The sequence below is a fragment of the Paenibacillus apiarius genome (assembly GCF_017052585.1).
GTDB classification, from domain to species: domain Bacteria; phylum Bacillota; class Bacilli; order Paenibacillales; family Paenibacillaceae; genus Paenibacillus_B; species Paenibacillus_B apiarius.
The window spans coordinates 5501963-5527248 of the sequence record NZ_JAFFHZ010000001.1; the positions used below are offsets into that span (position 1 = coordinate 5501963).

Below are 25286 nucleotides of genomic sequence, written 5' to 3' on the forward strand. Positions count from 1 at the left end.
AAGAAGGGAGCGATCGCCTTTTCAAGCGATCGCTCCCTCTTTCGCATTGCAGAGGCTTACGGAAGAGCCCGTCCTCTCGAACTGACATAGAGACGGAACCATTCTTCGCGGGACAACGTCACATTGACGGCGTCCCCGCAAGCCCGGATACGCGCTGGATGGACTGTGCCGATGACAGGCTGAATGCCGGCAGGGTGCTTTATCAACCAAGCGAGGATGATCGCTTCCGGTGTCGTGTTTTTCTCTTCCGCCATCTGCTGCACCAATGTCGCTGTCGCTTGAATGGATTCAGGCTGATCGTGAGTGGAACGGCCAGAAAATATTCCTTGTGCGAGCGGTCCCCACGCTTGGATTTGAATGTTCTCCAAGCGGCAGAATTCCATCGTTCCCTCGGGGAAAATATCGGCAGCGGCCGCAGCTTGATTCACATGGACACCTGCGTCCAGCCAGCCAATCTTGGCGAGGCTCATCTCCAGTTGATTGATGATGAATGGCTCATCGCAAGATGCCTGCAGGAGGCGAATCTGCCCGGCGCTCATATTCGACACTCCGAATGCGCGGACCTTGCCGGACGCTTTCAATTGGTGAATGGCGCTCGCGACTTCGTCCGGATCCATCAGCGGATCCGGCCGGTGGAGCAGCAAAAAGTCGAGGTAATCGACGCCAAGGCGGGATAGGATGCCGTCTACGCTGGCAAGAATATGCGGTTCGGAGAAATCGTACCGTCCCGGGATATCCCCCTCGGCGAAGCGAATGCCGCACTTGGATTGGATGAAGATGCGTTCCCGCAATTGCGGTTTTTCCTTGAGCACCTCCCCGAATACTTGTTCCGCTTTGCCCCATGTATAAATATTGGCATGGTCAAACATATTGATGCCGCTGTCAAGAGCGGCCTCCATGGCTTCGTGGGCTTGCTTCACATGTTCGGCGGCATACGGCTCGTTATTCCAGCCTCCACCCAGCCCCATGCAGCCGAGCGCGAGACGGCTGACCGGATAGCCGCTGCGTTGTAATGGTATTGTGGTCACATGCAGTCACTCCATCGTCTGTAGTCTATGAGACAAGTTGCATGGATAGTTTACTACAGTTAGCGGCCCGTTGCTATCTTGAATCGGCACCATGCCGATTGGCGCGAGTCAAGCGCTCGTCCACCGGACGCGCAAATTGATATGCGTAATCATAAATCGATTCCAACTGTTTCGCCATATATTCGGGAGAATGAGGGGTATCCTGCTCCAGCCAGTTCACCAATACCCCCAGATGGGCGAACAGAACGTAGTGGGTCACAATCTCTTTGTTAATGCCGTTCATGGCGCGTGGCGTCAGCTTCAACTCTTCAAAGGCTTGGCTGAATTGCTTGAGCAGCATGTCCATGAAGCGGTTGTGAAAATACGTTCTGGCATGATCCCCGAACATGGTTTTGTAAAAATCGCTATGATGCTGAAAATGGGAGAACAATCTGATAACTTGCTGTTCCGGGTATTTCCGGGCCATGTTCCGCCTCTCATTTTCGGTTGGCCCGACAGTTTTTGCGAGCTCTTCCAGTATGTCGTCTACGCTTCGTTCGAACAGATCGTATTTGTCTTGATAGTGCAAATAGAATGTTCCCCGGTTAATGTCTGCTCGTTCGGCAATGTCCTGCACCGTTATTGCCCCGAACTCTTTTTCGTTCATCAATTCGATAAGCGCGCGTCTTATTTTCCTTTTCGTTCTTTTAACCCGCCGATCCGCTGTATTGGACATCGAACATCACCTTCTCGTTTACGAATAATTTACATTTAATCAACAATTCGGCTCCCTTTGTACGGTAATGAACAGAAGACGGCAAACTGCGTATTGAACAAATAACAGCTCTTGGTAAAATTATAAACATCCAATTGGATGATAATCAACAATACATTCATTATCTAGTATTTGTGGCTATTTTAACCTATTGCTAAGGAGTTGAAGCCGTTGTTGCCTTTTGTCATGAATTTGGAGAAAGTAAATCGGACCCATTTGCAAATCGTCGGGGGAAAAGGTTCCAATCTGGGAGAACTGCTGCAAGCAGGATTTTCCGTTCCGCCTGGAGTCTGCGTTGCTACTTCCGCCTATGACGCGGTAGTGGGACAATCGGCTCAGATGGATTCCTTCTATGAAGAGCTCGACCGCTTGACCGTTCAGGATAGGGAAGAGATACGGCGTGTAAGCCGGCGGATACAGCAGCATATCATCGGCCTGGGTATCCCGAGTGACTTGAAGGAAGACATTCTAGGCGCATGGAGAGAATTGGGCGACAATAATGTGTATGCCGTTCGTTCCAGTGCGACGGCGGAGGATTTGCCGACAGCCTCCTTTGCCGGACAGCAGGATACTTTCCTGAATGTAAAAGGGGAACGGCAGCTGTTCGATGCCATTCGGCAATGCTGGTCATCTCTATTCTCCGAACGAGCCCTTGCATACCGGATGAAGAACGGATTCGATCATCGCTCGGTCCGGCTTGCCGTCATCATCCAGCATTTAATCGTGCCTGACGTGTCAGGGGTGATGTTCACGGCCGATCCGATTACAGGCAACCGCAGCATCATCTCGATTGATGCGAGCTTCGGGCTGGGTGAAGCGCTCGTATCGGGTCTGGTTAATCCCGACTTGTATCAAGTCAAACAAGGCGTCATCGTGAAAAGACAGGTATCGTGCAAGCAGGAGGCTGTGTTTCCGCTCGCCGAGGGAGGCACGGTTGTCGAACGTCTTCCCGAACAGAAGCAGAAGCAGCAGGCGCTGTCCGACGAAGAGATTGTGGAGCTGGCCCGACTGGGCAAGCGGATTCAAGCTCATTACGGATCGGAGCAAGATATTGAATGGTGTCTGTCCTGCGGACAATTCTTCATCGTTCAGGCCAGGCCGATTACTTCAATCTTCCCGATACCTAACGCGCCGGACGACGGGCTGCATGTTTATTGCTCGTTCGGCCACCTGCAAATGATGACGGATACGATGTCACCTGCTGGAATTTCGGTCTGGAAGATACCGAATGAACGGGCTTCCGCCGGGGATGAACGCGTGGAATCGTTGGTAGAAGCGGGTGGAAGACTGTTCGTCGATATAACGGGTTCACTGCAATCCGACTTGGCCCGCAAGGTGATGCTGCGGGTAATAGACAAGATGGACGCCTTGATAGGCAGCGCGGCCAGACAAATCCTGCATCGCTTTCCAATCAAGGAAGGGCCCTCCCCAGACGCGGATCCAATGGCGGAGATGATTCCCCCGCTTGCGACGCAAGTGCTGAAGGACATGTTGGAGGGGGATGGCCAGGCGGCTTACGCGGAGGTCGAGGGAAATGCGGAGCGCCGCGTGGAGATGTGCCGGCAGCGTTTGAACGAATGCGGCGGAGCCGAAAAAATTACGTTTATTCAGCAGAATTGCCAGTCTTTATTTGAAAGCTTGATGCGCGATGACTTTCACTATATGATGGCGTCCGTGGTCGCGCAGCATCTGCTCGAACTGCTGGCGAAATGGTGGACATTCGATGGCGGCGAGCTCATCACGCTGAATAAATCACTTCCTTTCAATGTCACGGGCGAGATGGGGCTGGAACTGGGGGACTTGGCGGATATGGCCCGTGCCTGCCCGGAGCTGGCGGCGTATTTGAGGAACGCGGCTGAGGATGGATTTATGGAGGGGCTGGACACGGTTGCCGGAGGCTCGGAATTCAAATCGGCTTTCGAACAGTGGCTGGAACGATACGGCGCCCGTTGCCCGGGCGAGATCGACATCGTCAGAACGCGTTGGTCGGAACGGCCGTATATGCTTATCTCCTCGATCGTGGGTCATCTGGACAGCGTCAAGCACGGAGAGCACCGCGAGCGCTTCCGGCAAGGGGAACTGGAAGCCGATGCGGCAGCCAGACGCATTCTTTCACAAGTCCGCAGCATGGAAGATGGAGCGTTCAAGGAGCGGATCGTGTCCAGGCTGATTACCGTCTATCGCAGCTTCATGGGCTTGCGGGAGCATTCTAAGTTCGTGCTGGTTCGGCATTTGGAGCTCTATAGGCGAGCGGTGATAGAGTTAGGCGATGAGTTCGCGGCACGGGGCGTCCTTGGCGAACGGAGCGATATTTTTTTCCTGACCTTGCCTGAAATGAAGGATGTCATCACCGGCACATTCGAACAAGACGTTCAATTGCTGATCGCTGCCCGCAAGGATAGCTATAAGCACTATCAGCGGCTGCGGCCGCCGCGAGTCATAACGAGCGAAGGGGAGATTATCGAGGGCAGGCTGGACGGCGGCGATGCGCCGGAAGGCTCCTTAATTGGAACGCCGGTCTCTCCGGGCATCGTCGAGGGCAGAGCCAGAGTCGTGCTCGATCCGAGCACGGCTGCGCTTAAAGAAGGCGAGATTCTGGTAGCGCCGTTTACCGATCCAGGCTGGACACCGCTGTTCCAGCAAGCGAAGGGGCTCGTCACAGAGATCGGAGGCATGATGACGCATGGCGCGGTCATCGCCCGCGAGTACGGCATGCCTGCCGTCGTCGGGATCGAGCATGCGACGACGCTCATCCGAGATGGCGCGTTGATTCGATTGGACGGCACCAAAGGACATGTGCTCGTGCTGCAAGAAGCGCATAGTATGGCCTAATCACCTCATTAATATGCGCAGGAACCGCGATTTGCCTGAAAAAGGCATGGCGCGGTTCTTTTTTTATGAGCTGAAATGTGCCAATATAGTCGTGAGGGGATGAGTGAATGTTCAACGATTTCAAGCTCATGGATGGGCGCCCTGCTTACGTTCAGGTTAAGGACTATATAAAGGAATTGATATATAAAGGAATTTTGCGTTCCGATCAGAAGCTCCCTTCGACCCGCGAGTTCGCAGCGCTGTGGAAGCTGAGCCGCAATACGGTGATTACGGCGTATCGGGAACTGGAGGACGAAGGACTCGTCCATTCCGTTGCCGGCAAAGGCAGCTATGTCTCGCAGGAGGTCGTGCCTTCCGCAGACAGCGCGCGGTTGGAATGGAAGGAAATGATCGGAGATTGCGCCCGCACGGCCGAGGAGCTTGATCTCATGAAGCACGGCGTCCGTTGGGAGAAGGGGATGATTTCCTTCACCAGCATTGCGCCGGATGAGAAGCTGTTCGATTTGCATAATGTGAAGCGGGCCTTTCTGGACCGGATGTCGCTGGAAGGCGAGATTTTGCTGAACTACGGATATGCGAAAGGCTATAAGCCGTTAATCGACTATTTGCTGCGGTATATGGAGACGAAGGGCGTGGATTTGACCGGAAAAGATCTGCTCGTGACGAACGGATTTACAGAAGGATTCGACCTCGTCCTGTCTGCCATGGGCAAGCCGCATCGGCGCGTGCTCTGCGAGAATCCGACCCATCATACCGCCATCAAGCTGTTCAAGATGCACGGCATGGAGATCAAGGGAATCGGCATGGAAGAGGACGGCTTCCGGTTAGGAGAGTTGGAACAGGCTCTGGCGCAGCAGTCATTCGACTTGGCTTACCTCATTCCGTCCTATCATAATCCGACAGGCATTGTCATGTCCCCGGAGAAGCGGATGGAAGCGCTGCGTCTATTCGGGCATTATCGAATCCCGGTCATCGAGGATGGCTTCAATGAGGAACTGCGCTACTCCGGCTCGCACGTCGCTCCGCTCATCGCCTGCGGGGGCAGCGGCAACAACGTTGTCTATATCGGCAGCTATTCCAAGGTGCTGTTCCCGGGCATTCGCGTAGGCTGGGTGCTGGCGGATCGCGAACTCGTCGATTATTTGGAAAGCATGAAGCGGGCGCGGAGCATTCATACATCTACATTGGATCAAGCGGTGTTGTATCAATACTTGCATAACGGTAATTTCGAGAAGTATATCAAGCGGGCCAGAAATGCATACAAGCACAAATATGAATTGGCCGTTCAATGGTGCAAGGAGCACATTCCTTATACGAGGCTGAGCGGCGACGGAGGACTGCATCTATTTATTGAATTGAATGATTCCTTGCCGGCGCGCGATGTGCTCGCTGCGTGTGTGCGCCGGGGCGTGGTTTTCACGCCAGGAGATATTTTTCATACCGATGGGTTCGGTGCCAATACATTCAGACTCGGCTTCTCGCGTGTTTCTGAGGGAGAATTGGAGAAAGGCATCGCAACGATAGGCGAGACGGTTAGGCAGCTGATGCGGGAGGGTTTGTGATGAAAGCAATGAAAGTCGGCGTTATTATGGGAGGAGTCTCATCAGAGCGCCAGGTGTCGCTTATGACGGGGAAGGAAATTATGGCTCATTTGGATGACAAATATGAAGCCGTACCGATAGAGCTGAATTCGAAGGAAGAGCTTATTGACAAAGTCAAAGAGGTGGACGTCGCCGTGCTGGCGCTGCACGGCAAATACGGCGAGGACGGAACGGTGCAAGGCACGCTGGAGACGCTAGGCATTCCATATACAGGCGGCGGCGTCTTATCGAGCAGCTTGTGCATGGACAAAGAATTGACGAAAAAAATCATCCGCTTCGAGGGAATTCCGACGCCGGACTGGATGTTGATTACCTCGCTCGATGAGCTCGACACTGCGGAAGTCGGCAAGCGGCTCGGCTATCCCGTCGTCGTGAAGCCGAATACGGGCGGCTCCAGCATCGGCGTTCAGATTGCCGACCGCGCGGACAGTCTGCGTCAAGCGGTGGCAGATGCGCTTCAATGGGACCGGGAAGTGCTGCTGGAGCAATATATTGGCGGCGACGAAATTACGTGTGCCGTACTGAACGGAACAATGCTGCCGATCGTGTCTATCCGGGCCAATGCGCATTTCTTCGATTATTCGTCCAAGTATGATGACGGCGGGGCGGCAGAGGAAGTCGTCGAACTGCCTGAGTCATACGATAAGGCGGTTCGTGAGGCAGCTCTCCGAATTTATAAAGCAACGAAGTGCAGCGTATATGCCCGTATCGACATGATGATCAAAGACGGGATTCCCTATGTATTGGAAGTGAACACGCTGCCGGGATTGACGAAGAACAGCTTGCTGCCGAAGAGCGCCCAAGCGGCGGGCATTTCTTACAGCCAGCTGCTGGATGAAATCATTACGCATTCTTTGCGGGAACGAACACAAGAAGAAGCAGGTCTCCTCGGGCGATAACGCCCGGAGATCTGCTTCTTCTGTTTAGCCTGTCTTATTGCAAATTCATAACGCGGTACAGAATGAGTGCCGCTTGCGCCCGTGTGGACGTGCCTGCCGGATCGAACTTGTTGCCGTTGGTTCCTTTAATCAAGCCTTTGCTTACGGCGAAGACAACAGCCGCTTTGGCGTCCTTCGAGATGAGCGCTTCATCTTTGAAGCCGAGTGACGCGCCGAACTGCGACAGGTCTGCCCCCAGCGCTTGCGCGAGCATAACGACCATTTGCTGGCGGGTCAACGGATCGCGGGCGCCCGGTTCTGTAATCCGGTCTTCCCATGTCTTGCCGTTGTCCGTCAAACGATCGAGCAACGTAGCGAACTCCGCCTGCGTTACCATATCGTTCGGCTTGAACGTACCCGTGCCGTCTTTGCCGCGCAGCAGCTCGTGCGCCGCGATGACTTCAATCTCGTCCTTGGCCCAATGGGCAGCGATATCAAGGAACGATCTCGCTTGCTCTGCGATCGTATATGCGCCGAAGTGCGCTGCCTTGAAGGTAACGGCCTTTCCATCTTTTGCTTTCGTGCCGATGCCTTCATAGTTCCAGTCGCCTTGCGCGTCTTGAGCGTATGCGCCGGTCTTGCGAATATCCTGCAATGCTGCAGTGTCGAGCTTCAAGGTAATCTCCAATGCGGTATCTTTCATTTCCTTAGGTCCATGAATGGTCAGCTTTGGAGCTGTAAAGGTTGTCTTGCCCTGATCCTTGCTGAATCCTTTTTCCTTATGGTCAGCCAAGGATAGCACCAGCTCGAATCCATTGTTTCCGATAAGTCCGGCAATGGCCTTGTTCGGAATGGAGACGTCAAAATCAGCGGCGGACAGCAGCAAGCCCTTGCCGGAGTCGGACAGTGTCTGTGCAGCCGACTTCTCGAGCGTGAGGCTTACTTCACCGTATTTCTTCATTTGCACATCGCTGAGATCAAGTTGCGCTTGCTTGGCGTCCTTGTCTTGCAGCTGTTTTTTCAATGCTGCGACATCTACTTTGAGAACCGCATTCACCGTATCGCCCTTCTTCGTTTCGGTCAACGTTCCGGCCTTCAGTTTGCTGCCCGCCGCTGGAACAGCGGCCGCGAAGGCAGAGCTTCCCGAAGAAGATGCTGAAGGTGCGGTACCCGGCTTCGGATTCGGAACGGTCGGTTTGATTACCTTAATGGTCGCAGAGTGGAGCTCTTCAATCGGAATGGTCTCTTCGTTAACATTGAGCAGCTTCGCATCCGTCAGATTAAAGGTATACGTTCCTTCCTTGTTGCTAGAAAAGGTGATGCTTGCAATAGCACCGGCTCCTTTATAGGCGCCGCCAGTCAAACGGACGGAGTAATCCAATTTCTTCATGCCATTATCCAAATCGCTTGTTTCTTGCTCGATGATTAGCGGCACATCAGGATGGTGCTTTTGCTGATAAGTAGCCAACACTACGCTTGGCTCTATTTTTTCCAGAGTCAGATTGCGGTCATAGGTCAGGCTGAACGAAGCCGAGTAGACAGCTTCCGGAACGGAGAAGTTGACCTTGACATCAAACGGTTCTCCTGTCAGCACTTCTGATTTGGCGCTTCCGGCGTACACCTTGTCCTTGTTGTCAAACACGACGTGGTGTGCAGGGGCAAGCACCCCGTTAGAGGCTGCGTCATAAACATAAATAGCCCAGTTGTTCATGCCCGGATTCAAAGGCGCGGAAATCGTAAACGTCCCGTCATTATTAACGGTGCCGTTTGTCAGATCCCCACTGCTTAGATGAATTGCCGTTACAAAAATATTGTTGCCTACAGGCTCATTAGGGAGCAAATCAATTAGCAAATCCTTCGTCACTTTCCCCGATATAATGCCCTTCCCTGGATTTACCTCATCGATTCGAACAGGATCCTCATCCATTACGGACTCAGGCGCTTGCCGATCGATGATAAACCATGATTTCTGTTTTTCCAGCTTGTTCTCTCCAATGACAGGAACAAGATGATATTTTCCGTCCGGCAGCGTGACGGATTGGCCGTCTTTTTTTACGGTTCCATTCCAATTCTGAATGCCATATATATCTGGATCGTGCATATTACCGTAATCCTTGCTGACATAAACGTCTCCCATGTGATGGCCATATACACTGTCGGTGACCGAAATCGTGAAATCTTCGATTGACCTCGTCACGGCAAAGGTCATTTTAGTCCTCTGTTTGGGGGATTCTCCATTCGGAGAGAAGAACACTGGATCAGTCGTAATGTTTGTAATCGTATCGATTTCATATTTATCCCCGACATACAGGCTGACAGGAAGCCGAAGCACATGTCCTTGCGCCTCCGTTAAAATGATGAAGCCTTCATAGCTTCCATCGGGAACGTTTGCCGGCACCATCACGTTAACGTCAAACGTGTTTTCTCCGTTCGGAGACACTGTGACAGTGTCGGTGTCAGCACTTAGTTTAAGTCCTTTATCGGTACCATTCCATTGGATCGAGATGCTGTAACTTTGATCTTCGTTAGCGATATCCTTGACTTTAATGCTCTTTGAATATTGATTGCCTGCTCCGACCAAGCCGAAAGATACGCTTCCCGTTTCGTACTCGGACTCTTGTTTATTTTCTGTGGCTGTCGTTGTTGCCTTGGCCATTGCAATCGATTTTGCAGAGATGACGTTGTTCAAGTCGACCCGGCCTGCGCCTTGCTCCATTACCAAATAGGGAGCTTTATCGCGATCATACATCGGCACGGCATTATTCATCATCAGCGACTTGAGTTCGTTCGTTCTGATTCGATGATGATATTTCTCGAGCAGCAAGGCGGCGGCGCCTGCAATATGAGGGGCGGCCATGCTGGTGCCTTGCGAATCTTTATAAGCATCTTCATAGTTGCCGTCCCAAGCCGGAACGGAAGAGCGGATGGCGACCCCCGGAGCGGAGATGTCTGGCTTTATTGTATAGTCGGGGTAAACAGGGCCGCGGGAGCTAAAGTCAGCCAACAGATCCTGCTCTTCAATCGTAGAGAAAGCGACAGTAGTTACTCCGCGTTCAATATTGCCCTTGAGCGTTAAGCCGGCATCTTTAGAGACTGAGTAGGTAGGGATATACTCGCCGGGGTCTCCGAGTGTCGCTTTGAGTTCCCCATCTACATTGTTGAAAATAATGAGTGCGGCTGCGCCGGCCTGCGCCGCGTTGACCGCTTTGTCTCCGAAAGTCATGCCAACCTCTTCGTTTCCGACAAGAATGGTACCGCCGCGCGAAACAAGCACTAGCTTGCCGGCAACGTCTTTGCCCTTATAGTCCTCGGCTTTTCCGTAATTGGCATATACCATCTCGAACGATTTGCCTTGTTCGGTTATTTCTTTGGCGTTCTCGGACAAATGCGCATAGACCCGTTTCAACCCAGGAGCATCGAACACAGGGGTAATCGTTGGAGGCGTGGAAGCGCCGACGGATATCGGAAGATGCGCTCCTCCGGGACTGCCGACGGTGCCGGCCTTCGGACCTGCGTTCCCATTCGCCAAGACGACGGTCACGCCGGCGGCCACCGCATTGTTGACCGCAACCGAATCGGCCGTGTACGCATTGTTGAAGTCTACGCCGAGCGACAGATTGATGACATCCAGATTTTCCCTTACTGCTGTATCTATCGCTGCCGTAATGTTATCAGTCGAGCCTTTGCCGTAAGGCCCGAGCACGCGGTACACGTACAACTCAGCGCCGGGAGCTACGCCCTTGACCCATCCGGTTGGACTGTTCGGGTCATCCGGATTGCCGCGTCCGGCGATCGTTCCGGATACGTGCGTCCCATGCGTCGTGTGATATGGGGTCCCGTCCTTCAAAGGCAGCTTCGTCGAATCCGGCAAGGTTTCCATCGGAGTGGGATCTTTGTCGACGAAATCCCAGCCTTCTTTATACGCACCTTTCAAGCTCGGATGATTCATATCGATGCCCGTATCCAGCACGCCGATTTTAATGCCTCGGCCTGTAACGCCGATATCCCAGAGCTTGTTCGCGCCAATATGCGGCGCACTGTCATCCATGAGCGGTCCGAACGGCAGTTCATCATTGATTGGAGGCGCACTGTATACCAAGTTCGGATAGATGGCTTTGACACCTGGGATTTCTGCCAACCGCTCTACTTCATTTGCGGGAATGCGCACCGAATATCCATTGAATGCCGTCGTGTATTCGTGGTTGAATTCAACATTCAGGCTGCTCTCGGCTTTCATTTTGAATGCGGCATGTTCCAACCGGATTTTTTTCTCGTGATTGCCAGAGAACGGCACAATGCTGTTTTTTGCATTTGCCTCATGCAAGGCTACGGGGTCCGTTTCCAATTCAACGATCACCGTCACGGGTTCATCGCTGTCGGATTGCGCGACAAAAATGTCGGCCTTGGAACGAAGCGAGGAAGGTGTGGAGAGAGAACGGATCGGGAGCTGTGGCGAAAGCGTGGCTTTTAACTTCGGAGTCACTTGCTCCAGAGGAGGAGTCTCCTGTGCGTAGGTCATTGACGGGGCCGGGAACAGCATCCCCGCAACCATGGCGATGCTAATGAGTCCGGCTAATTTTTTACGTATCGTATGCGTTCTCAAGCTGTAGCCTCCCTTCGGAAATTTATGCTCTGCTCTAGCAACGATGTCGAATATGTAAACCACTCACCACCCTCCTTTGTATAGTAATAGATTCCATATGTTACCATGGATTCATAGTCATCATTTTAATACACTGTTCGAGCTTATCCATGAGGATTTGGTCCTAAAGTTATAGAAGTAGATTTATAGGGGAAAGGAAAGAATTATATAAAATTTTGTCTAATTTTATCGTTATTCTCGCGATTTGCTTATGTCTTCCGCGCTAATAATTATCAAATACCTTTGAGCTATTCGAGGCTGCGATATAAAAGGATTCTTGTTCAATTGATATGAATTTAACTAGAATAGTAGAATAATGATTGCAGCGCTTATCCGCCTGTCCCTCGGCTTCCCTCTGTTCCCGCTTGACATTGACGGAGGGGAAGACTTTATATTTAAATGACTTGCATAAGAGCTGATCATGCAAGCAGCTTGCAACAGCAAACCTCGAAGGGATGGGAACATGATACGCAAATTAACGCCAGCAGAGATGAAGGCAATCTTGCATTCGATAAACAGGGAACAGCATTTTCTATACTATTCATACCTTACATTCCGCAAGCATAATGCCGTGCATTACGGGCAGTTTACCGGCCGGGGCGAACTGCTCGGAGTGCTGGCTTATTTAAGGGGACTTCCGTTTCATCATGCCTTTTCCGTATATCCCGTGCAGGAGTCATTTCGCATCCGTCCATTGCTATCGTTCATGAAGCAGGAACTGCAGTTGCCGGACCATACGGTAGGCAACTTTATTATTAATCAGGACGAAATGGCGCTCCTCGCCTCTCAGCTCGACTTTCTCAAGCCGCCCAAAGAACTGCTTCTGATGAAGCATATCCATCAGGAGGCGTTGCCGAAGGAGGACGGGCGCGTCGTGCATTTGGGACCGTCCCATTATGACCGCATTGAGTCGAAAATGGCAGAACTTCATACGATGGCCTTTACGAGAGAAGAATTGCGGCACCCGTTCTATGGCGTGATGGAACAACGGGAGCTGGTCGCGGTGGGAGGCTACCACATCTACAACGAGGATTATGTTGAGCTGGGGAATATCGGAACGGATGTCTCGAGGAGAAGACGAGGATACGGCAAAAGGGTATGCGCGGAGCTCACCCGCAAAGGGAGAGAGGTAACGCCAAATGTATATTTGAATGTATTGAGAGAGAACGAAGGCGCGGTTCGCCTATATGAATCGCTTGGTTATGAATCCATCTGCGAGCAGTACATCGCTGAATTTGCTGTTGGCGATGCATAATAACAATTGTTGCTATACATACTATAACTTGACACACAATTAGACATCCTAACATGAATGGAGCGAGCTGAAAATGGACAATACTCACGATAAAGCCACGAAAGCGGAAGTACAGTCGACCAAACTCAATAAAATGCCGGTCGTAAACAACGAAGACACTGAATTTGCCTCTGAAGTGACAGATGCCCAACGCCAAGCAGCCAATCGTTCGGCAGAGGCTGCAAAAGAATAATATATGAGATGAAAGACAAAAAAGCTTGGTTGGCGCCAAGCTTTTTTTTGCATCTCGTATGGTGAAAATTTGAAGGGGGCACCCCTACCTCAACACGTTCAAACTTGTCACCTTATGGAGAACTGCAAACCCATACCATAAGCGGCGGGAACGTCAGGTTACCACTCGGGGTGTTGTCGGATCGCATTCGGGATTCGGGACTGCCCCAGATTGGGCAAGCTTAATTAAGTAATAACACTCTTCCCGTGCCATATGATCAGGAATGAGCGGACTGATGATGTCTAGTACTTCCGAATTCAGTTCCATCTCCTCCAGCTCCAGCAGAAACTTTGTGAACAATTTGATTTCAAGATTCACATCCGAATGGAACCGCCGCAGCGCCGGAAATGCTTTCAACTGCGTACGCATGTATCCGACCATTTCCACCGCCTTCAAATAAAAGTCATTGAAGTGCTTTTCGAACTTCATGCTTTTCTCGATCAGACGCCTCTCGACAGCATCCAGATTCGACGCTATGGAAGCCGCATGTCCCGCCGCATCTGAGAGCCATACCAAGTCATAATGAAGCGGGTCGAATTGGGGCACGGGATGGCCGGATAGGAGAGCGTTTAAAATAAGCACGTATTCATCGAGCTCATTTACCATGTGATTGAAAAAAGTCGGCGGCAGACTTACCGCGACTTGACTGAGCAACAGCCTTCGCTGCAAGTCCAGCTTGAAGGAACGCAGTTGCAATGTCAGGGGGCGGGCTTGCTGAGCAATGTTGTTGAGATTTGCTGCCGCGTCCTCCTTGTTGGACTGTTCCAGCAGCATATCGAAGCTTTGAATGAAGTACTGCGCGTTTTGGATATCTTTCGTTTCTCTCGGTGATAACGCATCGAAGATGAACCGGGCATGATCGCCTAGGATTTGCAGCCAGAACCGATGCTCGAACAAGGCAGATGAAACGCGATTGCCACTCATGATTTCGCTCCTCCTCTCGTTGACGTTGCATAACAGAGCGTATTCGGTAATATAAGAATATATGCAGGTTCCGGCTCTTGCCGGGACTGAATTTGCGACGTAAGACCACTTGAAAACTGTTTGCAAGCCTGATAGTGTGATAAATTAGAGAATGTAGTGATTTGCAGCATGAGCAGGTTGGAATGGAGGAACGGATAATGGAAGAGAACATAGAACGCCAATTTGAGGAACAGAGAAAGCTGTTCAAGCAGCTGGACGTTGAATTGGATGCATTAACGATTCATCAGAAGGACTTTGCAACAAAGTTCCGCGGGTATGATCCAGATGAAGTGGATACGTTCTTGGACACGGTAATTAAAGATTACGGGCAATTCTTTGTCGTTATAAATGATTTGTTGAATCAATATGAAAAGGTGCAGCATCAAGCCCGAGCCAATTATGAAGCACTCCAGCATAAAAAGACGGAGCCGGCCGAGTCAGGCTCTCCGGCAGAGAAACGGCCGGTGATTGACAAGAAATTCATCGAAGACGTCGTGCAGCAGTTGGAGCATAACATCGATGAGCTGAAATATCGGATACAAGTCGGTTTCGAAAGCGAACGTGATTAACCTCACCGCATGTAATCACCGTCCAATTGGATGGGGAGGGCGAGCGGAAAATGGCAGGTCACGGATTCATTACATTCCGTTATACTTATAGCAATGAATTGCTCATCATAATGAAATGTTAGGTGAATCGCATGAATGTAACCGTATCGCTGCTCGTTGCTTGCGCGGTCATTCTCGTTGCCGTCATCGCCACAATCGTGGTTGGCAATTCGAAAGAGAACCGGGAAGGCAACCCTACGTATGACCAGAAGACGAAAAATATTTTCGTCCGGCTGTCCGTCTATTACACGATAGCCGGCGTCATATGTATTGCGCTGTTCTTGGCGCTCGTCTTCAATTAATAATCTCAATGGGAACCGCCGTTACGAGAGAGTAACGGCGGTTCTTTGTCGTAATTATGGACGAGCCTCCAGATAGCGAAAGGCCGAAGCAAAACGTTCAATGGCGCGTTCGATATCCCCGGCGCAAGGCCTTGCAAAATTCATGCGGACATAGCCCGCCGCGGAACCGAAAACAGAGCCGGGAAGGATGGCAACCCCGCGCTTCATTGCTTCATCTTGGAGATTCGTTTCGCTGACAGGGCTGTTCAGCTTCATCCAGAGGTGAAATCCGCCCTGCGGCAGATGGAAGTCGATGGCCCCGGGCAATTCCCGCCGCAGCGCACTCGCCATTCGATCCCGCTTCAGCTGCAGCACGTCCCGCACTTTATCGACATGCTTCCAGAAATAATTGGAGTCGATAAAGTGAGCTGCAATCTTCTGCGGTACGATGCTATGTCCATAATCCATCTGTTGTCTCGCATCGGACAGCCGATCCACGATGGATTGCGGCGCCACCAGCCAGCCGATGCGCAGGCCGGAAGCGGCCACCTTAGACATCGTGCCGATATAGATGACAATTCCGCTCGTATCCATGGATTTCAACGATGGCGGAGACGCGGCTGCGAAGCTGTTCAGACCGAAGGCGTCGTCCTCTACGATCGGAATGCCGAACCGCTCCGCGAGCGACAGCAAAGCAACGCGTCTCGACTGTTCGAGCACCGTTCCGGTTGGATTGTGATGATTGGGATTGACAAAAATCATCTTCAATCGGTGCTTGCGGTCCAATTCCGCAATCGCCTCCGGAATGACGCCGTGATCGTCAACAGGGAGACCGAACACCTTCAAGCCGGCGGAACGGAACATTGGCAGCGAATAGCAATAGGAAGGATCCTCAATCGCAATCGCGTCACCGGGACTCAAAAGACATTGGGTAATTAAGTATAACGATTGTTGGGACCCGGAAGTGACGAGAACGGAAGACGGAGTCGCCTGAATACCGCGGGAGCGCCTCAGGTGCAGTGCGGCAATTTCACGCAACGGTCCGTAGCCGTACGGATCGCAATATCCCAAATAATCATCGAACGAATGATCGCGCAGAATTGCCCGGATTTCTTCCTGCGGCAGCATATCTGCGCCCATTTCACCGCTGGCCACGTCGATAATCTCGTCGGAGCGCCGCAGTTCATCCCGTATCCGGCGTATGAACGGGGGACTCGGCGGCAGCATTCCTCCATCGATATACTCCCTCCAATTCGGCGTGCGCTTGGCGTTGATGTTCCACGAGTTCGAACGGACGCGCGTTCCGCTGCCCCGGACCCGCTCGATAAGGCCGGCTGCCCGCAATTCATCGTACGCTTGCACGACTGTGCTGCGGTTCACGTCCAATTGCTCAGCCAGCTTCCTCTCGGAAGGCAGCGTGCTGTCCGGAGGCAGCTCGCCGTATGTGATTCGTTGTTCAATCCACTCCACGATTTGACGATAGAGCGGCACATCACTATGACGGTTCAGATTCCACATCCTAACACGCCCCGCTTCATGTCAGATTTGACAGTTATTATGTATGCATCACATTATAGCAAGCCGACATGGAAGATTATAGCTGCAAATCCATCATTTCTGTGACAACGATCACATTGAAAGAACCTCTAGCCAACTGCAACTAGGATTGCGAACGGATACACTTGCAAATTCATGTGGAATCGTTTATGGTATGGACAGTACCTTGTGGTCAACTAAAGAACCATATAGTTCTATGAATGGTGGATGTCAAAGTGGAAGAAATATTATCAGAGAAGAAGAAGCATATATTACTATCGGCCATGAAGCTGTTTGCAACGAAAGGGTACGTCCAGACTACGATGCAGGAGGTAGCCCAATTCTGCAAAATGTCAAAAGGAAGCGTATACCAGCATTACGCTTCGAAGGAAGAATTATTGTTCAGCATTTTCAAATATTACTTTAAGCTAATCAATGATCAAATACAACTCGTCATGCGGGAGCAAAGTCTGTCACCGCGGGAACGTTTGGCAAAACAAATCGAAGTGATATTCACCTTGTCGCAGCAATATCCGGAGTTCCTGACGATGCAGATGAGGGAGAACGCCAGCTTTTCCAATAAAGACATCGAGCAGTTCATCGAGAAGGCTAGCGCGGAGCACCTTCAGATGATTACGGATGGCATCATTGACATTTACGGCGAATCATTTGCCCCTTACTCGCTTGAAATGGCATTGCTGCTAAGCGGCATGATATCGACCTACAACAGCATCATGCTGATGGAGAAAGTATCTTTGTCGACCGATATGCTGAGCGGCTATATTGTGCGTATGGTGGACTACGCCGCTGAAGGTTTAATCCAAGAACGGCCTGAGCCGCTGCTTAACGAGGAGATGTGGCCACGCATGAAGCTGATCGCTTCCCGCGAGCACAGCAAGCCGGCTCATCCGCTTGTCCTCGTCAAGCAAATGCGGGAGCGCCTGGCACGTTTGGAACTGTCTGCCCACTCGATGCAGGACGCATTGGACTCTATCTCCGTCTTGGAGAAGGAGTTGATGGAAGTGCAGCCGCGCAGAATCATCCTGCTCGGCATGATTGCCAATCTGCGGGCAATTGAAGAACTCGGGGAGGAACTGAACGGATTGACGAAAGCGCTGGCGCAATCCTTGGAGCATATCAACATTAATGCGATTTCAGGAGGAGAAGCATAATGAGGCAAGCACTGGATTCTCACATACGGCAAGCGGTTGAACAAACGCAATTCAGTGGTTCCGTCCTCGTGCCGAAGGCGGGGGAGATGCTTGTTCGGCGAGGCGCAACAATGTGCGGCCATGCTAATCAATTGACCGAAAAAAAATCAGACGCGAGTCTGATTTTTTTTATCCAGCCAAACATTTCTTATGGCGATAAAAACTACTACGGGGCCGCTCATCTTCAAAGAGCGTTATAGATTTAGGAAATGATTCGATGGCGGTATTAACCTTTCTGCAACCTATGAATATATGATTGCTCACCAATTGTGGAAGAACAGCATACGTTGTACTATGATCTCTCACTCAGCTCATCTATTAGCTGCGCCACGTACTTGCAGGATAAGATACACCTTCCACCTTGCGGGCAGTTAGCATGATTTGCTGGGGAGGCTGCGGTGTTTGTCCATTCTTCACTACTTCCACAGTTCTCGTGCCACTTGCATTCAGCTTATTCATTGAATTGCAAAAACACATCTGCGGTCACCTCCATTTCCATGTCTTAGTCTATCATATGCCGTACGCTGCTAGAATGATTGGACATGCCGGCCTAATAGAGGTTGTTCCCGGTGCTGAAGAGACTTTCATAACTCGCGCCAGTAGTGCAGATGAGGAGGTGTGTAAAATGTTCGAGTTGACATGGATTCAGTTGTTCATTCTGGCCCTTGCCACGTTCAGGCTGACACATTTGATCGTCTACGACGATATTACGTGGCCGCTGCGGTCACCGTTTCTCGCCATATCTTATGCAACCCGGGAAGATGGCACCGTAATCCGCGAAATCGAAATTAAAGGCAGCGGCATTCGGAGGTGGATTGGGATGCTGCTTAGCTGTCATTGGTGCACGGGCATATGGTGCGCCATGCTCGTTACAGCACTTTACTGTTATGTGCCAGCTGGGTTCCCACTGTTGCTTATGTTGGCTGTGGCTGGGATTGCTGCATTGATAGAGCAATATTTGCTCCAAAGATTAGGGTGAGCAAGTGGAAAAAGCGAATGCCTGTCATGGACAGCCGGTCGAAGATAGACCGGCTGTTTGGCGCGCTCTCAGCTTAGGAGACAAACGCCTTTATGAACATTTCCAGCGTCAGATCCTCTGCATCGAGCGGATTGCCCCATTTTTATGTAACTTTTGTTGCTTAACGGCGTTATATTTATAGTAGATGGCATATTATGGTCATCATACTTCAAATCAATCCTTTTCCAGAAGACAGAAGAGGGATTCGGCATTATCGAATTGGAAGGAGGTTGTTCACAATGGAACCGATTGCGATCGTCCGTTACCAGCCCCAATATGCAGCAGCCGTAGCCGATATGTGGAATACGAGCAAGGATAGTTGGGGTGGAGGAAATTCGATTCGTACGGCGGAGCAAGTACGGGTGGAGGAGGAAAACTCTGATTCGCTGATAGTATACTTGGCCATGGAACAGGAGATAGTGGTTGGATACTGCAGCTTGCTCGAATACCGGGAAGATACGGGAGCGCTATACGTAGGACTGCTCAACGTCCGCCCGGATTATCACGGCAAGAAAGCAGGAAAAATGCTTGTCCGCGAAGCGTTGGATGAGACCGTGCGGCTCGGCTGGCCTCGGCTGGACCTATACACCTGGGAAGGCAACACGAAAGCTGTGCCGCTATACAAGAAATGCGGATTTTTCTGGGAAGATCGGGAGGATACGACTCATCTGATGAACTTCATCCCGGCTGTGCTGCAGATGGAAGCGCTTGCGAACTACTGGGCAGAGATCGATTGGTATGCGGACTCGACGAGGGCAATCGCCGTGGAGCCGGACGGAAGGAAAGAGAACGGATTCGACTATTACGCTTACACCTGGGAAAAGGGCGAGTCTTCTCTGCGGGTGGAATTCGAGCGGCGCGGCAGAGGCATGCGTCTGATCGAAACGGACGATTATGTTGTAAGCGCAACGGTGGAGCAAGCAGAGCCTGTATTTGGCAAGTCTTATAAGATCGGATATCACATCGTGAACAAGTCCGGTAAACCGCTCAAGCTGGAGCTTCAAGGCGAAAATGATCGCAATATTACATTCGAGTGGAAGCGGCAGCTGGATGTGCAAGAAGAAGCAACTCTCGATGCGAGCTTCTTCGTAGGTCCTGTAAATGAAGAGCAAAGTGAATGGCGGACATGTCCGCGGGTATGTACGCGAATATGGATTAACGGTGCTGAGGCGTTGTTCCAGATCGGCGTCGTGCCGAAGTTTCCGGCCAATCTGAGCTTGAAGATGGCTGACCGGGATACATACCCGAATCGGGGCGGAAGCTTCTGCTTGGACATCGAGAACAACTTTGCCGAGCCGGCGGAATTCTGCTTCGAGCTCCCGGAGAGTCCATACCTGGACTTCGGTCGGCGAGCTTTCAGCGTCAAGCTGCAGGCAAAAGAAAGAACCTCGATAGCCGTTCCTTATCGCGCGCTTGCGCCAAGTTATTACACCGCAGCGCTGCAAGTCGAGGCACGTCAAGAATGTGGAAGTGTCGTTACGTTCTCGAAATTGATAGGTGCGGGATTCCGGGAATTGGGAGCAGCGTTTGCAGGGGAAAATGAGGAGCAGTGGCAGCTGTTCCACGGCAAATTTACGTTGACATTCGGAAAAGAACGCAATGAACTATCACTTTCTTGTCCCGGCATGAAAGAGTTCTCGCACACACTGCCATATCCGAAGCTGGGCAAGCCGTACTCCAGTGAATTGTCGAAGGCGAAGCCGGAACGGGTCGAATGGTTCGAGGAGCGGGGTGCCATCGGTCTGTCAGTGCGATACCGCTCGACTTCGTTTCCTCAGACCGCGCTGATCTCGCATACGGCTCTGTACGGAGACGGAACGGTCAAGCATTGGTATGAAGCAGAGAATGTGTCTGGGACGCAGCTGACGGCCGATCTGTGGTTGTCTCAGCCAATCCCATATGATTTGTATGGCGCCATACTGCCGTATGAAGGACGATTCATTGAAATCAATGATTCAGCCGGCAGCGAATATGACCATTGGGAAAGCGGGAAAGTGACCGAACCGTGGATATTTTCTCCGAACGGCCCGCTACCGCGTGGCATATGCTGGCCGAAGTCCTGCCAGTTATACAGGGACGGCTGGCGATTCAGTCTGGAATTCAATGTCGGGCTGCTGGACGCTCATGAGAAGTGGACGATGGAGCCGATATATTTGACTTTAGGCGGAGTTACTGATTGGAAAGCGTTCCGCGCTTTTGCATTGGAGGACGAGCTACGTGACGATCTGCATCTGACGAGTCACACGGAGCTAGTCGCCAATGGGCATAATCCCTTCGTTCGCTCAGATATGAATGTGAATTTACAGCAGCGCAAATTCGACTTCTATGATGGGACGATCACGGCCAAGCTGCGCCATGAGGCGGAATTTGCGGTGGTCCAATCGTTCAAGTTCGAACAGGAAGCGGGAACAGCGAGCTTTGCGCTTCCGGCACCACAACGGCCGCTCGATGTCGTCGAGATCCACGCTCGTCTTAGCACGCATGACGTGAAGGAAAGCGCTGTCGTATTTACGCAAACGGATGCCGATATCTCGCTTTATAACGAGAAGGAGAAGGGATATCAGACATACGTGGCTGACAACGGTCTGATTCGGATGAAGGTAGCGCCCGATTTCTATCCTGCTCTCTATTCGATGCAATACGAAGGAAGAGAGTGGTTGTCGAGCGGATTTCCGGAGCGCGGACCTAAATCGTGGTGGAATCCATATATCGGCGGTACTGCAAGTGAGATTGAAGGTTTGAGCGCATTATCCGTCTTGAAGGAAGCATGTACGGTTGAATTTACGGAACGACGGGATCAACATGGGAATGTGTGGCAGGGCTTGAAGGTAAGTGTTGACATCCAGAAGCATGACAAGCTCAAAGGGCTGAAGGTCAGCCAGTATTATTTGCTGCTTCCGGGCGTTCCGGTTGTGTGTCATACGGTTGAAATCGATCAGCGAACCGGCACCTGCTTCGAATCGAAGGGGTGGTCAACTGAGATATTCGTTCAACCCGACGAACGAATGGATGAGGGCTGGATTCGCACCAACCCTTCTCAAGGCGCTTCGCAACTGTACCGCTTAGGGAAGGGACACATGTCCATTCGGGAGGCGAACGATTGCGCTTTTGGTTCGGAGCAACGCAAGGAGATGCTCCAGATTGTGAATTCGACGTCAAGTGCTCATACGAATATTTATTTCAACAACGATATTTGCGAAACATCGGTATACCGGAAGTTGAACATGGAAAATACAAGCGTGCAGAATATTGCGCCGATATGGTTCCTGTTTACTGATGACTTGATTGAATCGGCAGCATTGGCTGCGTTGAAACAGATCCGATTTCTGGAATAGAGAGGATGGCTGCTGCTCATGAAAATCATTGATGCCCATATGCATCTGTCTCATATCGCAGAATTCAAGGCAACCGCAGCGGAAAAATCGTTCGTCGATTACAGTGCGGAAGGCATCTTGCACGAATATGCGGATAACAACGTCGTGCTCGGTATCGGAATGGGACTGACAGAGACGAAGCAAGGCGCTTTCCCTGATGATGAGGCTGTCACTCCGATGGGCTTGGATCTTGCAGAACACCTTCCTCCCCAAATTGTGTATTGCTTAGGCATCAACCCGCACAAGCTGGATGGGCAGGCACTGGCAGAGTTGGAACAGGAATTGCAGAAACCAGAAGCGGTCGGTCTGAAAATCTACCTTGGTTATTATCCATTCTATGCTTACGAGCCAGTCTACGGTCCGATCTATGAATTGGCCGCGGCCTATAAGGTGCCGGTCGTATTTCATACCGGAGATACCTATTCGGAACGCGGTCTGCTGAAATATTCGCATCCACTGACAATTGACGAAGTCGCGGTTACGCACCGGAGTGTCAATTTCATGATGGCGCATTTCGGCGATCCGTGGGTGCTGGACGGAGCCGAGGTCGTCTATAAGAACCGGAACGTATTCGCCGATCTGTCGGGCCTCATCGTTGGGGATGGCGCACAATGCGCGCGTTTGAAAGATTCGCCACTTTTCTTCGCCCATTTGCGGCATGCCATTACGTATTGCGATCATTACGACAAGCTGCTGTTTGGAACCGATTGGCCGCTCGCTCCTGTGGAGCCGTACATTCAATTTGTGAAAGAGCTCATTCCTGAGGCGTATCACGAAGATGTGTTCTATAATACGGCGTTGCGCGTATTTCCGAAGATTAAGCCGTTTGTGGGATAGGGCAAGGAGGACGGAATAACTCAATTGTGCAAGAAGTTTTATTCAGCTAAGCAACAATTATCCTTTATTTGGCAGTAGGGTTTCGCTCGAAATTGTGCTATCATATGAAATTGTCTTCACAAAGAACACTTGTGTTTCCTGAGTGAGGACAAAAGGTCTGTTTTGTTCGCTTTGACTGGAGGGGGATTTATTGTATGAAACGATTGGGGCTATTTCCACGGATCATCATCGCCATGGTGTTCGGGATCGGGGTTGGTCTCGTGGCGCCGGACTGGGTGGTGCGGATATTTGCTACCTTTAATACTATATTTAATCAATTTCTTAGTTTCATGATTCCATTAATCATTTTAGGTTTCATCATTCCAGGAATCGGGGAACTGGGGCGCGGGGCAGGGAAGTTGTTGGGACTGACCGCCGGAATCGTATATGTGTCGACGGTGCTATCCGGTCTGCTTGCGTATGCGGCGGCCGCATTTGCCTATCCGTCTTTGTTGTCCGGCGCTTCGGCCGTGCAGACAGGCAATCCGGAAGAGATGCTGCTGAAAGGTTATTTCCACATCGACATGCCGCCCGTGTTCGGCGTCATGACCGCCTTGCTGTTGTCTTTCGTCATCGGGATCGGTATTACCGCAACGGAGTCGAAGTCACTTCTGGGACTGACGCAGGAGTTCAAGGACATCATCGGCAAAGTGATATCGAGCATCATCATACCGTTTCTGCCGATTCATATCGCCGGTATTTTCATGAACATGACACAAGCGGGGCAAGTGGCGCTCATCTTGCAAGTGTTCTTGAAAGTATTCGTAATGATTTTGCTGCTGCATGTGGTCATTTTGCTGTGCCAATACGGCATTGCCGGCGCTTTGAACAAGCGCAATCCGATTGCGATGCTGAAGACGATGATTCCGGCTTACTTCACGGCTCTCGGCACTCAATCATCTGCCGCGACAATACCGGTCACCTTGAAGCAGACGAGGAAACTGGGGACGGACGAGGAAGTCGCCAACTTCGTCGTGCCGCTCTGCGCCACCATTCATATTACGGGATCGACGATTACGATTACGTCAGTGACATCCGCAATATTATTTATTCACGGTCAACCGCTGACAATTGCAATGATGCTGCCATTCATTCTTATGCTGGGCATTACGATGATTGCCGCTCCGAGCGTTCCCGGAGGCGGGGTCATGGCCGCCCTGGGCTTGTTCCAATCGATGCTCGGCTTCGATGAAGCGATGATAAGCCTTGCAATCGCATTGTACATCGCTCAGGACAGCTTTGGCACGGCAACGAACGTGACCGGAGACGGGGCGATTGCACAGATTATTCATTTTTTCAAGAAAAAACAGATGCGGGCAAACCGCACGGCGGGTTAAGAATATACCTAAAGGGCATGCTGTCGTCTTCCTGACTCAGCATGCCCTTTCTATTTGGCCCGAAACAAAAACCGGTGCTTAGGCCACGCACGCTCCAACTGCAATTGTACATCTGCTTGGACCTATCACTCGCCATTTATTGTGCTGGACTGTAAAAGTACAGCACCTTTTCTTACAATCTGACAAATAATGGTATAACCTTCGATTTAAACTGTACTTTTGCAGTTCAACGGCCGAAAGAGCCGGGTTTTCGTAAAAATCACTGCACAATTGCAGTTCAGCCAACGATCAAGCCGTTATTTTTAGGTTGAGCTGCTGCATTATGGCCGTAGGCGGAGGGTCAACCGCTCATTGGCGCCCCGTTGGAACTCGTAACAGCTTTTTTCGATCTGCGCTGAATGAATGCCAGCTTGAACGTCATGCAATAGTCGGTCTAGATGCTCATATGTTCGGCCGGATAGATCCGTCAAGGGGAAAATGCGGATTTCGTCCTTTGTAACACGAATCATTTCTTTGAGGGATAGGCGAGATCGCATGCGGATGCTTGAATTCCAAGGCGATTGGCATAAGAGATGAACGAGCATGCGCCCCCTGCACAATCCAGAATGCGTTTGCCTGCCATTTGCATTATAGGCAAGTCGAACATGCTTATATATTCCTCATATGTCCGTCCGATAAATACGATGCGGCTTAAATCAAGCTTCCTGTTGCCGCTTCCTGCTCCCACAATCTTCATCTCGCTTTCTTCCCAAATTGAATGATTCCATTGTGGCCATAAATTCTGATTGGTAAATGATAGGTTGCGCGCGGGAATTTGTCAA

At 51.2% G+C, this 25286-nt stretch carries 18 protein-coding genes and 1 pseudogene; 13 read left to right on the top strand and 6 right to left on the bottom strand.

The window, feature by feature from the left end:
* Positions 1 to 56: 56 nt before the first annotated feature.
* Entirely contained in the window at positions 57 to 1028 is a 972-nt protein-coding gene (locus tag JSQ80_RS24360) for an aldo/keto reductase (protein WP_206097057.1), read from the bottom strand.
* Between the two features lie 73 nt (positions 1029 to 1101).
* Positions 1102 to 1743, bottom strand: a complete 642-nt coding sequence (locus JSQ80_RS24365; protein WP_206097058.1) for a TetR/AcrR family transcriptional regulator — start codon at positions 1741 to 1743, stop codon at positions 1102 to 1104.
* Between the two features lie 210 nt (positions 1744 to 1953).
* On the opposite strand from JSQ80_RS24365, the gene JSQ80_RS24370 reads away from it, so the two are divergent.
* The 3 genes from JSQ80_RS24370 (at position 1954) to JSQ80_RS24380 (ending at position 7114) form a co-directional block, all read left to right on the top strand.
* Positions 1954 to 4614: a phosphoenolpyruvate synthase gene (locus JSQ80_RS24370; protein WP_206097059.1), complete on the top strand. Its 2661-nt coding sequence runs from the start codon at positions 1954 to 1956 to the stop codon at positions 4612 to 4614.
* Between the two features lie 107 nt (positions 4615 to 4721).
* Complete coding sequence (locus JSQ80_RS24375) at positions 4722 to 6176, top strand: aminotransferase-like domain-containing protein (protein WP_206097060.1); 1455 nt, start codon at positions 4722 to 4724, stop codon at positions 6174 to 6176.
* Positions 6177 to 6184: 8 nt separating this feature from the next.
* Positions 6185 to 7114, top strand: coding sequence for a D-alanine--D-alanine ligase (locus JSQ80_RS24380; protein ID WP_206097732.1), 930 nt, complete (start codon positions 6185 to 6187; stop codon positions 7112 to 7114).
* 34 nt (positions 7115 to 7148) lie between these two features.
* Here the strand turns inward: JSQ80_RS24380 and JSQ80_RS24385 are convergent, their stop codons facing one another.
* On the bottom strand, positions 7149 to 11759 hold the full coding sequence (locus JSQ80_RS24385; protein ID WP_206097061.1) for a S8 family serine peptidase: 4611 nt from the start codon (positions 11757 to 11759) through the stop codon (positions 7149 to 7151).
* 439 nt (positions 11760 to 12198) lie between these two features.
* Between JSQ80_RS24385 and JSQ80_RS24390 the strand changes: the two genes are divergently transcribed.
* Both JSQ80_RS24390 and JSQ80_RS24395 read left to right on the top strand, forming a co-directional pair.
* Entirely contained in the window at positions 12199 to 12990 is a 792-nt protein-coding gene (locus JSQ80_RS24390; RefSeq protein ID WP_206097062.1) for a GNAT family N-acetyltransferase, read from the top strand.
* A 73-nt stretch (positions 12991 to 13063) separates the two neighbouring features.
* Positions 13064 to 13222 (top strand): hypothetical protein, encoded by a 159-nt coding sequence (locus tag JSQ80_RS24395; protein ID WP_206097063.1) that lies wholly within the window; start codon positions 13064 to 13066, stop codon positions 13220 to 13222.
* A gap of 153 nt (positions 13223 to 13375) precedes the next feature.
* Here JSQ80_RS24395 and JSQ80_RS24400 read toward each other — a convergent pair whose 3' ends face one another.
* Entirely contained in the window at positions 13376 to 14185 is an 810-nt protein-coding gene (locus JSQ80_RS24400; protein WP_206097064.1) for a DUF2935 domain-containing protein, read from the bottom strand.
* A 197-nt stretch (positions 14186 to 14382) separates the two neighbouring features.
* On the opposite strand from JSQ80_RS24400, the gene JSQ80_RS24405 reads away from it, so the two are divergent.
* Positions 14383 to 14793, top strand: coding sequence for a DivIVA domain-containing protein (locus JSQ80_RS24405; protein ID WP_206097065.1), 411 nt, complete (start codon positions 14383 to 14385; stop codon positions 14791 to 14793).
* A 131-nt stretch (positions 14794 to 14924) separates the two neighbouring features.
* Positions 14925 to 15134: a hypothetical protein gene (locus JSQ80_RS24410; RefSeq protein WP_206097066.1), complete on the top strand. Its 210-nt coding sequence runs from the start codon at positions 14925 to 14927 to the stop codon at positions 15132 to 15134.
* 54 nt (positions 15135 to 15188) lie between these two features.
* Here JSQ80_RS24410 and pdxR read toward each other — a convergent pair whose 3' ends face one another.
* Positions 15189 to 16631: a MocR-like pyridoxine biosynthesis transcription factor PdxR gene (pdxR, locus tag JSQ80_RS24415; RefSeq protein WP_206097067.1), complete on the bottom strand. Its 1443-nt coding sequence runs from the start codon at positions 16629 to 16631 to the stop codon at positions 15189 to 15191.
* Between the two features lie 254 nt (positions 16632 to 16885).
* Between pdxR and JSQ80_RS24420 the strand changes: the two genes are divergently transcribed.
* The 6 genes from JSQ80_RS24420 to JSQ80_RS24445 all read left to right on the top strand — a co-directional run bounded on the left by JSQ80_RS24420 (position 16886) and on the right by JSQ80_RS24445 (position 24465).
* Positions 16886 to 17821 (top strand): TetR family transcriptional regulator, encoded by a 936-nt coding sequence (locus JSQ80_RS24420; RefSeq protein WP_206097068.1) that lies wholly within the window; start codon positions 16886 to 16888, stop codon positions 17819 to 17821.
* Positions 17821 to 18060, top strand: coding sequence for a hypothetical protein (locus JSQ80_RS24425; RefSeq protein WP_206097069.1), 240 nt, complete (start codon positions 17821 to 17823; stop codon positions 18058 to 18060). The genes JSQ80_RS24420 and JSQ80_RS24425 overlap by 1 nt, the downstream gene beginning before the upstream one ends.
* 425 nt (positions 18061 to 18485) lie before the next feature.
* A complete protein-coding gene (locus JSQ80_RS24430) occupies positions 18486 to 18839 on the top strand; it encodes a DUF1360 domain-containing protein (protein ID WP_206097070.1) in 354 nt (117 codons plus the stop codon).
* A 278-nt stretch (positions 18840 to 19117) separates the two neighbouring features.
* On the top strand, positions 19118 to 22213 hold the full coding sequence (locus JSQ80_RS24435) for a GNAT family N-acetyltransferase (protein ID WP_206097071.1): 3096 nt from the start codon (positions 19118 to 19120) through the stop codon (positions 22211 to 22213).
* An 18-nt stretch (positions 22214 to 22231) separates the two neighbouring features.
* Positions 22232 to 23089: an amidohydrolase family protein gene (locus tag JSQ80_RS24440; protein ID WP_206097072.1), complete on the top strand. Its 858-nt coding sequence runs from the start codon at positions 22232 to 22234 to the stop codon at positions 23087 to 23089.
* Positions 23090 to 23283: 194 nt separating this feature from the next.
* Positions 23284 to 24465, top strand: a complete 1182-nt coding sequence (locus tag JSQ80_RS24445; RefSeq protein WP_206097073.1) for a dicarboxylate/amino acid:cation symporter — start codon at positions 23284 to 23286, stop codon at positions 24463 to 24465.
* A gap of 320 nt (positions 24466 to 24785) precedes the next feature.
* Here the strand turns inward: JSQ80_RS24445 and JSQ80_RS24450 are convergent.
* Positions 24786 to 25201 (bottom strand): annotated as a pseudogene (locus JSQ80_RS24450) (hypothetical protein).
* Positions 25202 to 25286: the final 85 nt, after the last annotated feature.

What these genes read in the sequence shown, in the direction of transcription:
- JSQ80_RS24445 (WP_206097073.1), top strand. Translation starts at nt 23,284, where the DNA reads ATGAAACGATTGGGGCTATTTCCACGGATCATCATCGCCATGGTGTTC.
- JSQ80_RS24395 (WP_206097063.1), top strand. Translation starts at nt 13,064, where the DNA reads ATGGACAATACTCACGATAAAGCCACGAAAGCGGAAGTACAGTCGACC.
- JSQ80_RS24440 (WP_206097072.1), top strand. Translation starts at nt 22,232, where the DNA reads ATGAAAATCATTGATGCCCATATGCATCTGTCTCATATCGCAGAATTC.
- JSQ80_RS24425 (WP_206097069.1), top strand. Translation starts at nt 17,821, where the DNA reads ATGAGGCAAGCACTGGATTCTCACATACGGCAAGCGGTTGAACAAACG.
- JSQ80_RS24405 (WP_206097065.1), top strand. Translation starts at nt 14,383, where the DNA reads ATGGAAGAGAACATAGAACGCCAATTTGAGGAACAGAGAAAGCTGTTC.
- JSQ80_RS24380 (WP_206097732.1), top strand. Translation starts at nt 6,185, where the DNA reads ATGAAAGTCGGCGTTATTATGGGAGGAGTCTCATCAGAGCGCCAGGTG.
- JSQ80_RS24390 (WP_206097062.1), top strand. Translation starts at nt 12,199, where the DNA reads ATGATACGCAAATTAACGCCAGCAGAGATGAAGGCAATCTTGCATTCG.
- pdxR (WP_206097067.1), bottom strand. Translation starts at nt 16,631, where the DNA reads ATGTGGAATCTGAACCGTCATAGTGATGTGCCGCTCTATCGTCAAATC.
- JSQ80_RS24365 (WP_206097058.1), bottom strand. Translation starts at nt 1,743, where the DNA reads ATGTCCAATACAGCGGATCGGCGGGTTAAAAGAACGAAAAGGAAAATA.
- JSQ80_RS24410 (WP_206097066.1), top strand. Translation starts at nt 14,925, where the DNA reads ATGAATGTAACCGTATCGCTGCTCGTTGCTTGCGCGGTCATTCTCGTT.
- JSQ80_RS24375 (WP_206097060.1), top strand. Translation starts at nt 4,722, where the DNA reads ATGTTCAACGATTTCAAGCTCATGGATGGGCGCCCTGCTTACGTTCAG.
- JSQ80_RS24400 (WP_206097064.1), bottom strand. Translation starts at nt 14,185, where the DNA reads ATGAGTGGCAATCGCGTTTCATCTGCCTTGTTCGAGCATCGGTTCTGG.
- JSQ80_RS24430 (WP_206097070.1), top strand. Translation starts at nt 18,486, where the DNA reads ATGTTCGAGTTGACATGGATTCAGTTGTTCATTCTGGCCCTTGCCACG.
- JSQ80_RS24435 (WP_206097071.1), top strand. Translation starts at nt 19,118, where the DNA reads ATGGAACCGATTGCGATCGTCCGTTACCAGCCCCAATATGCAGCAGCC.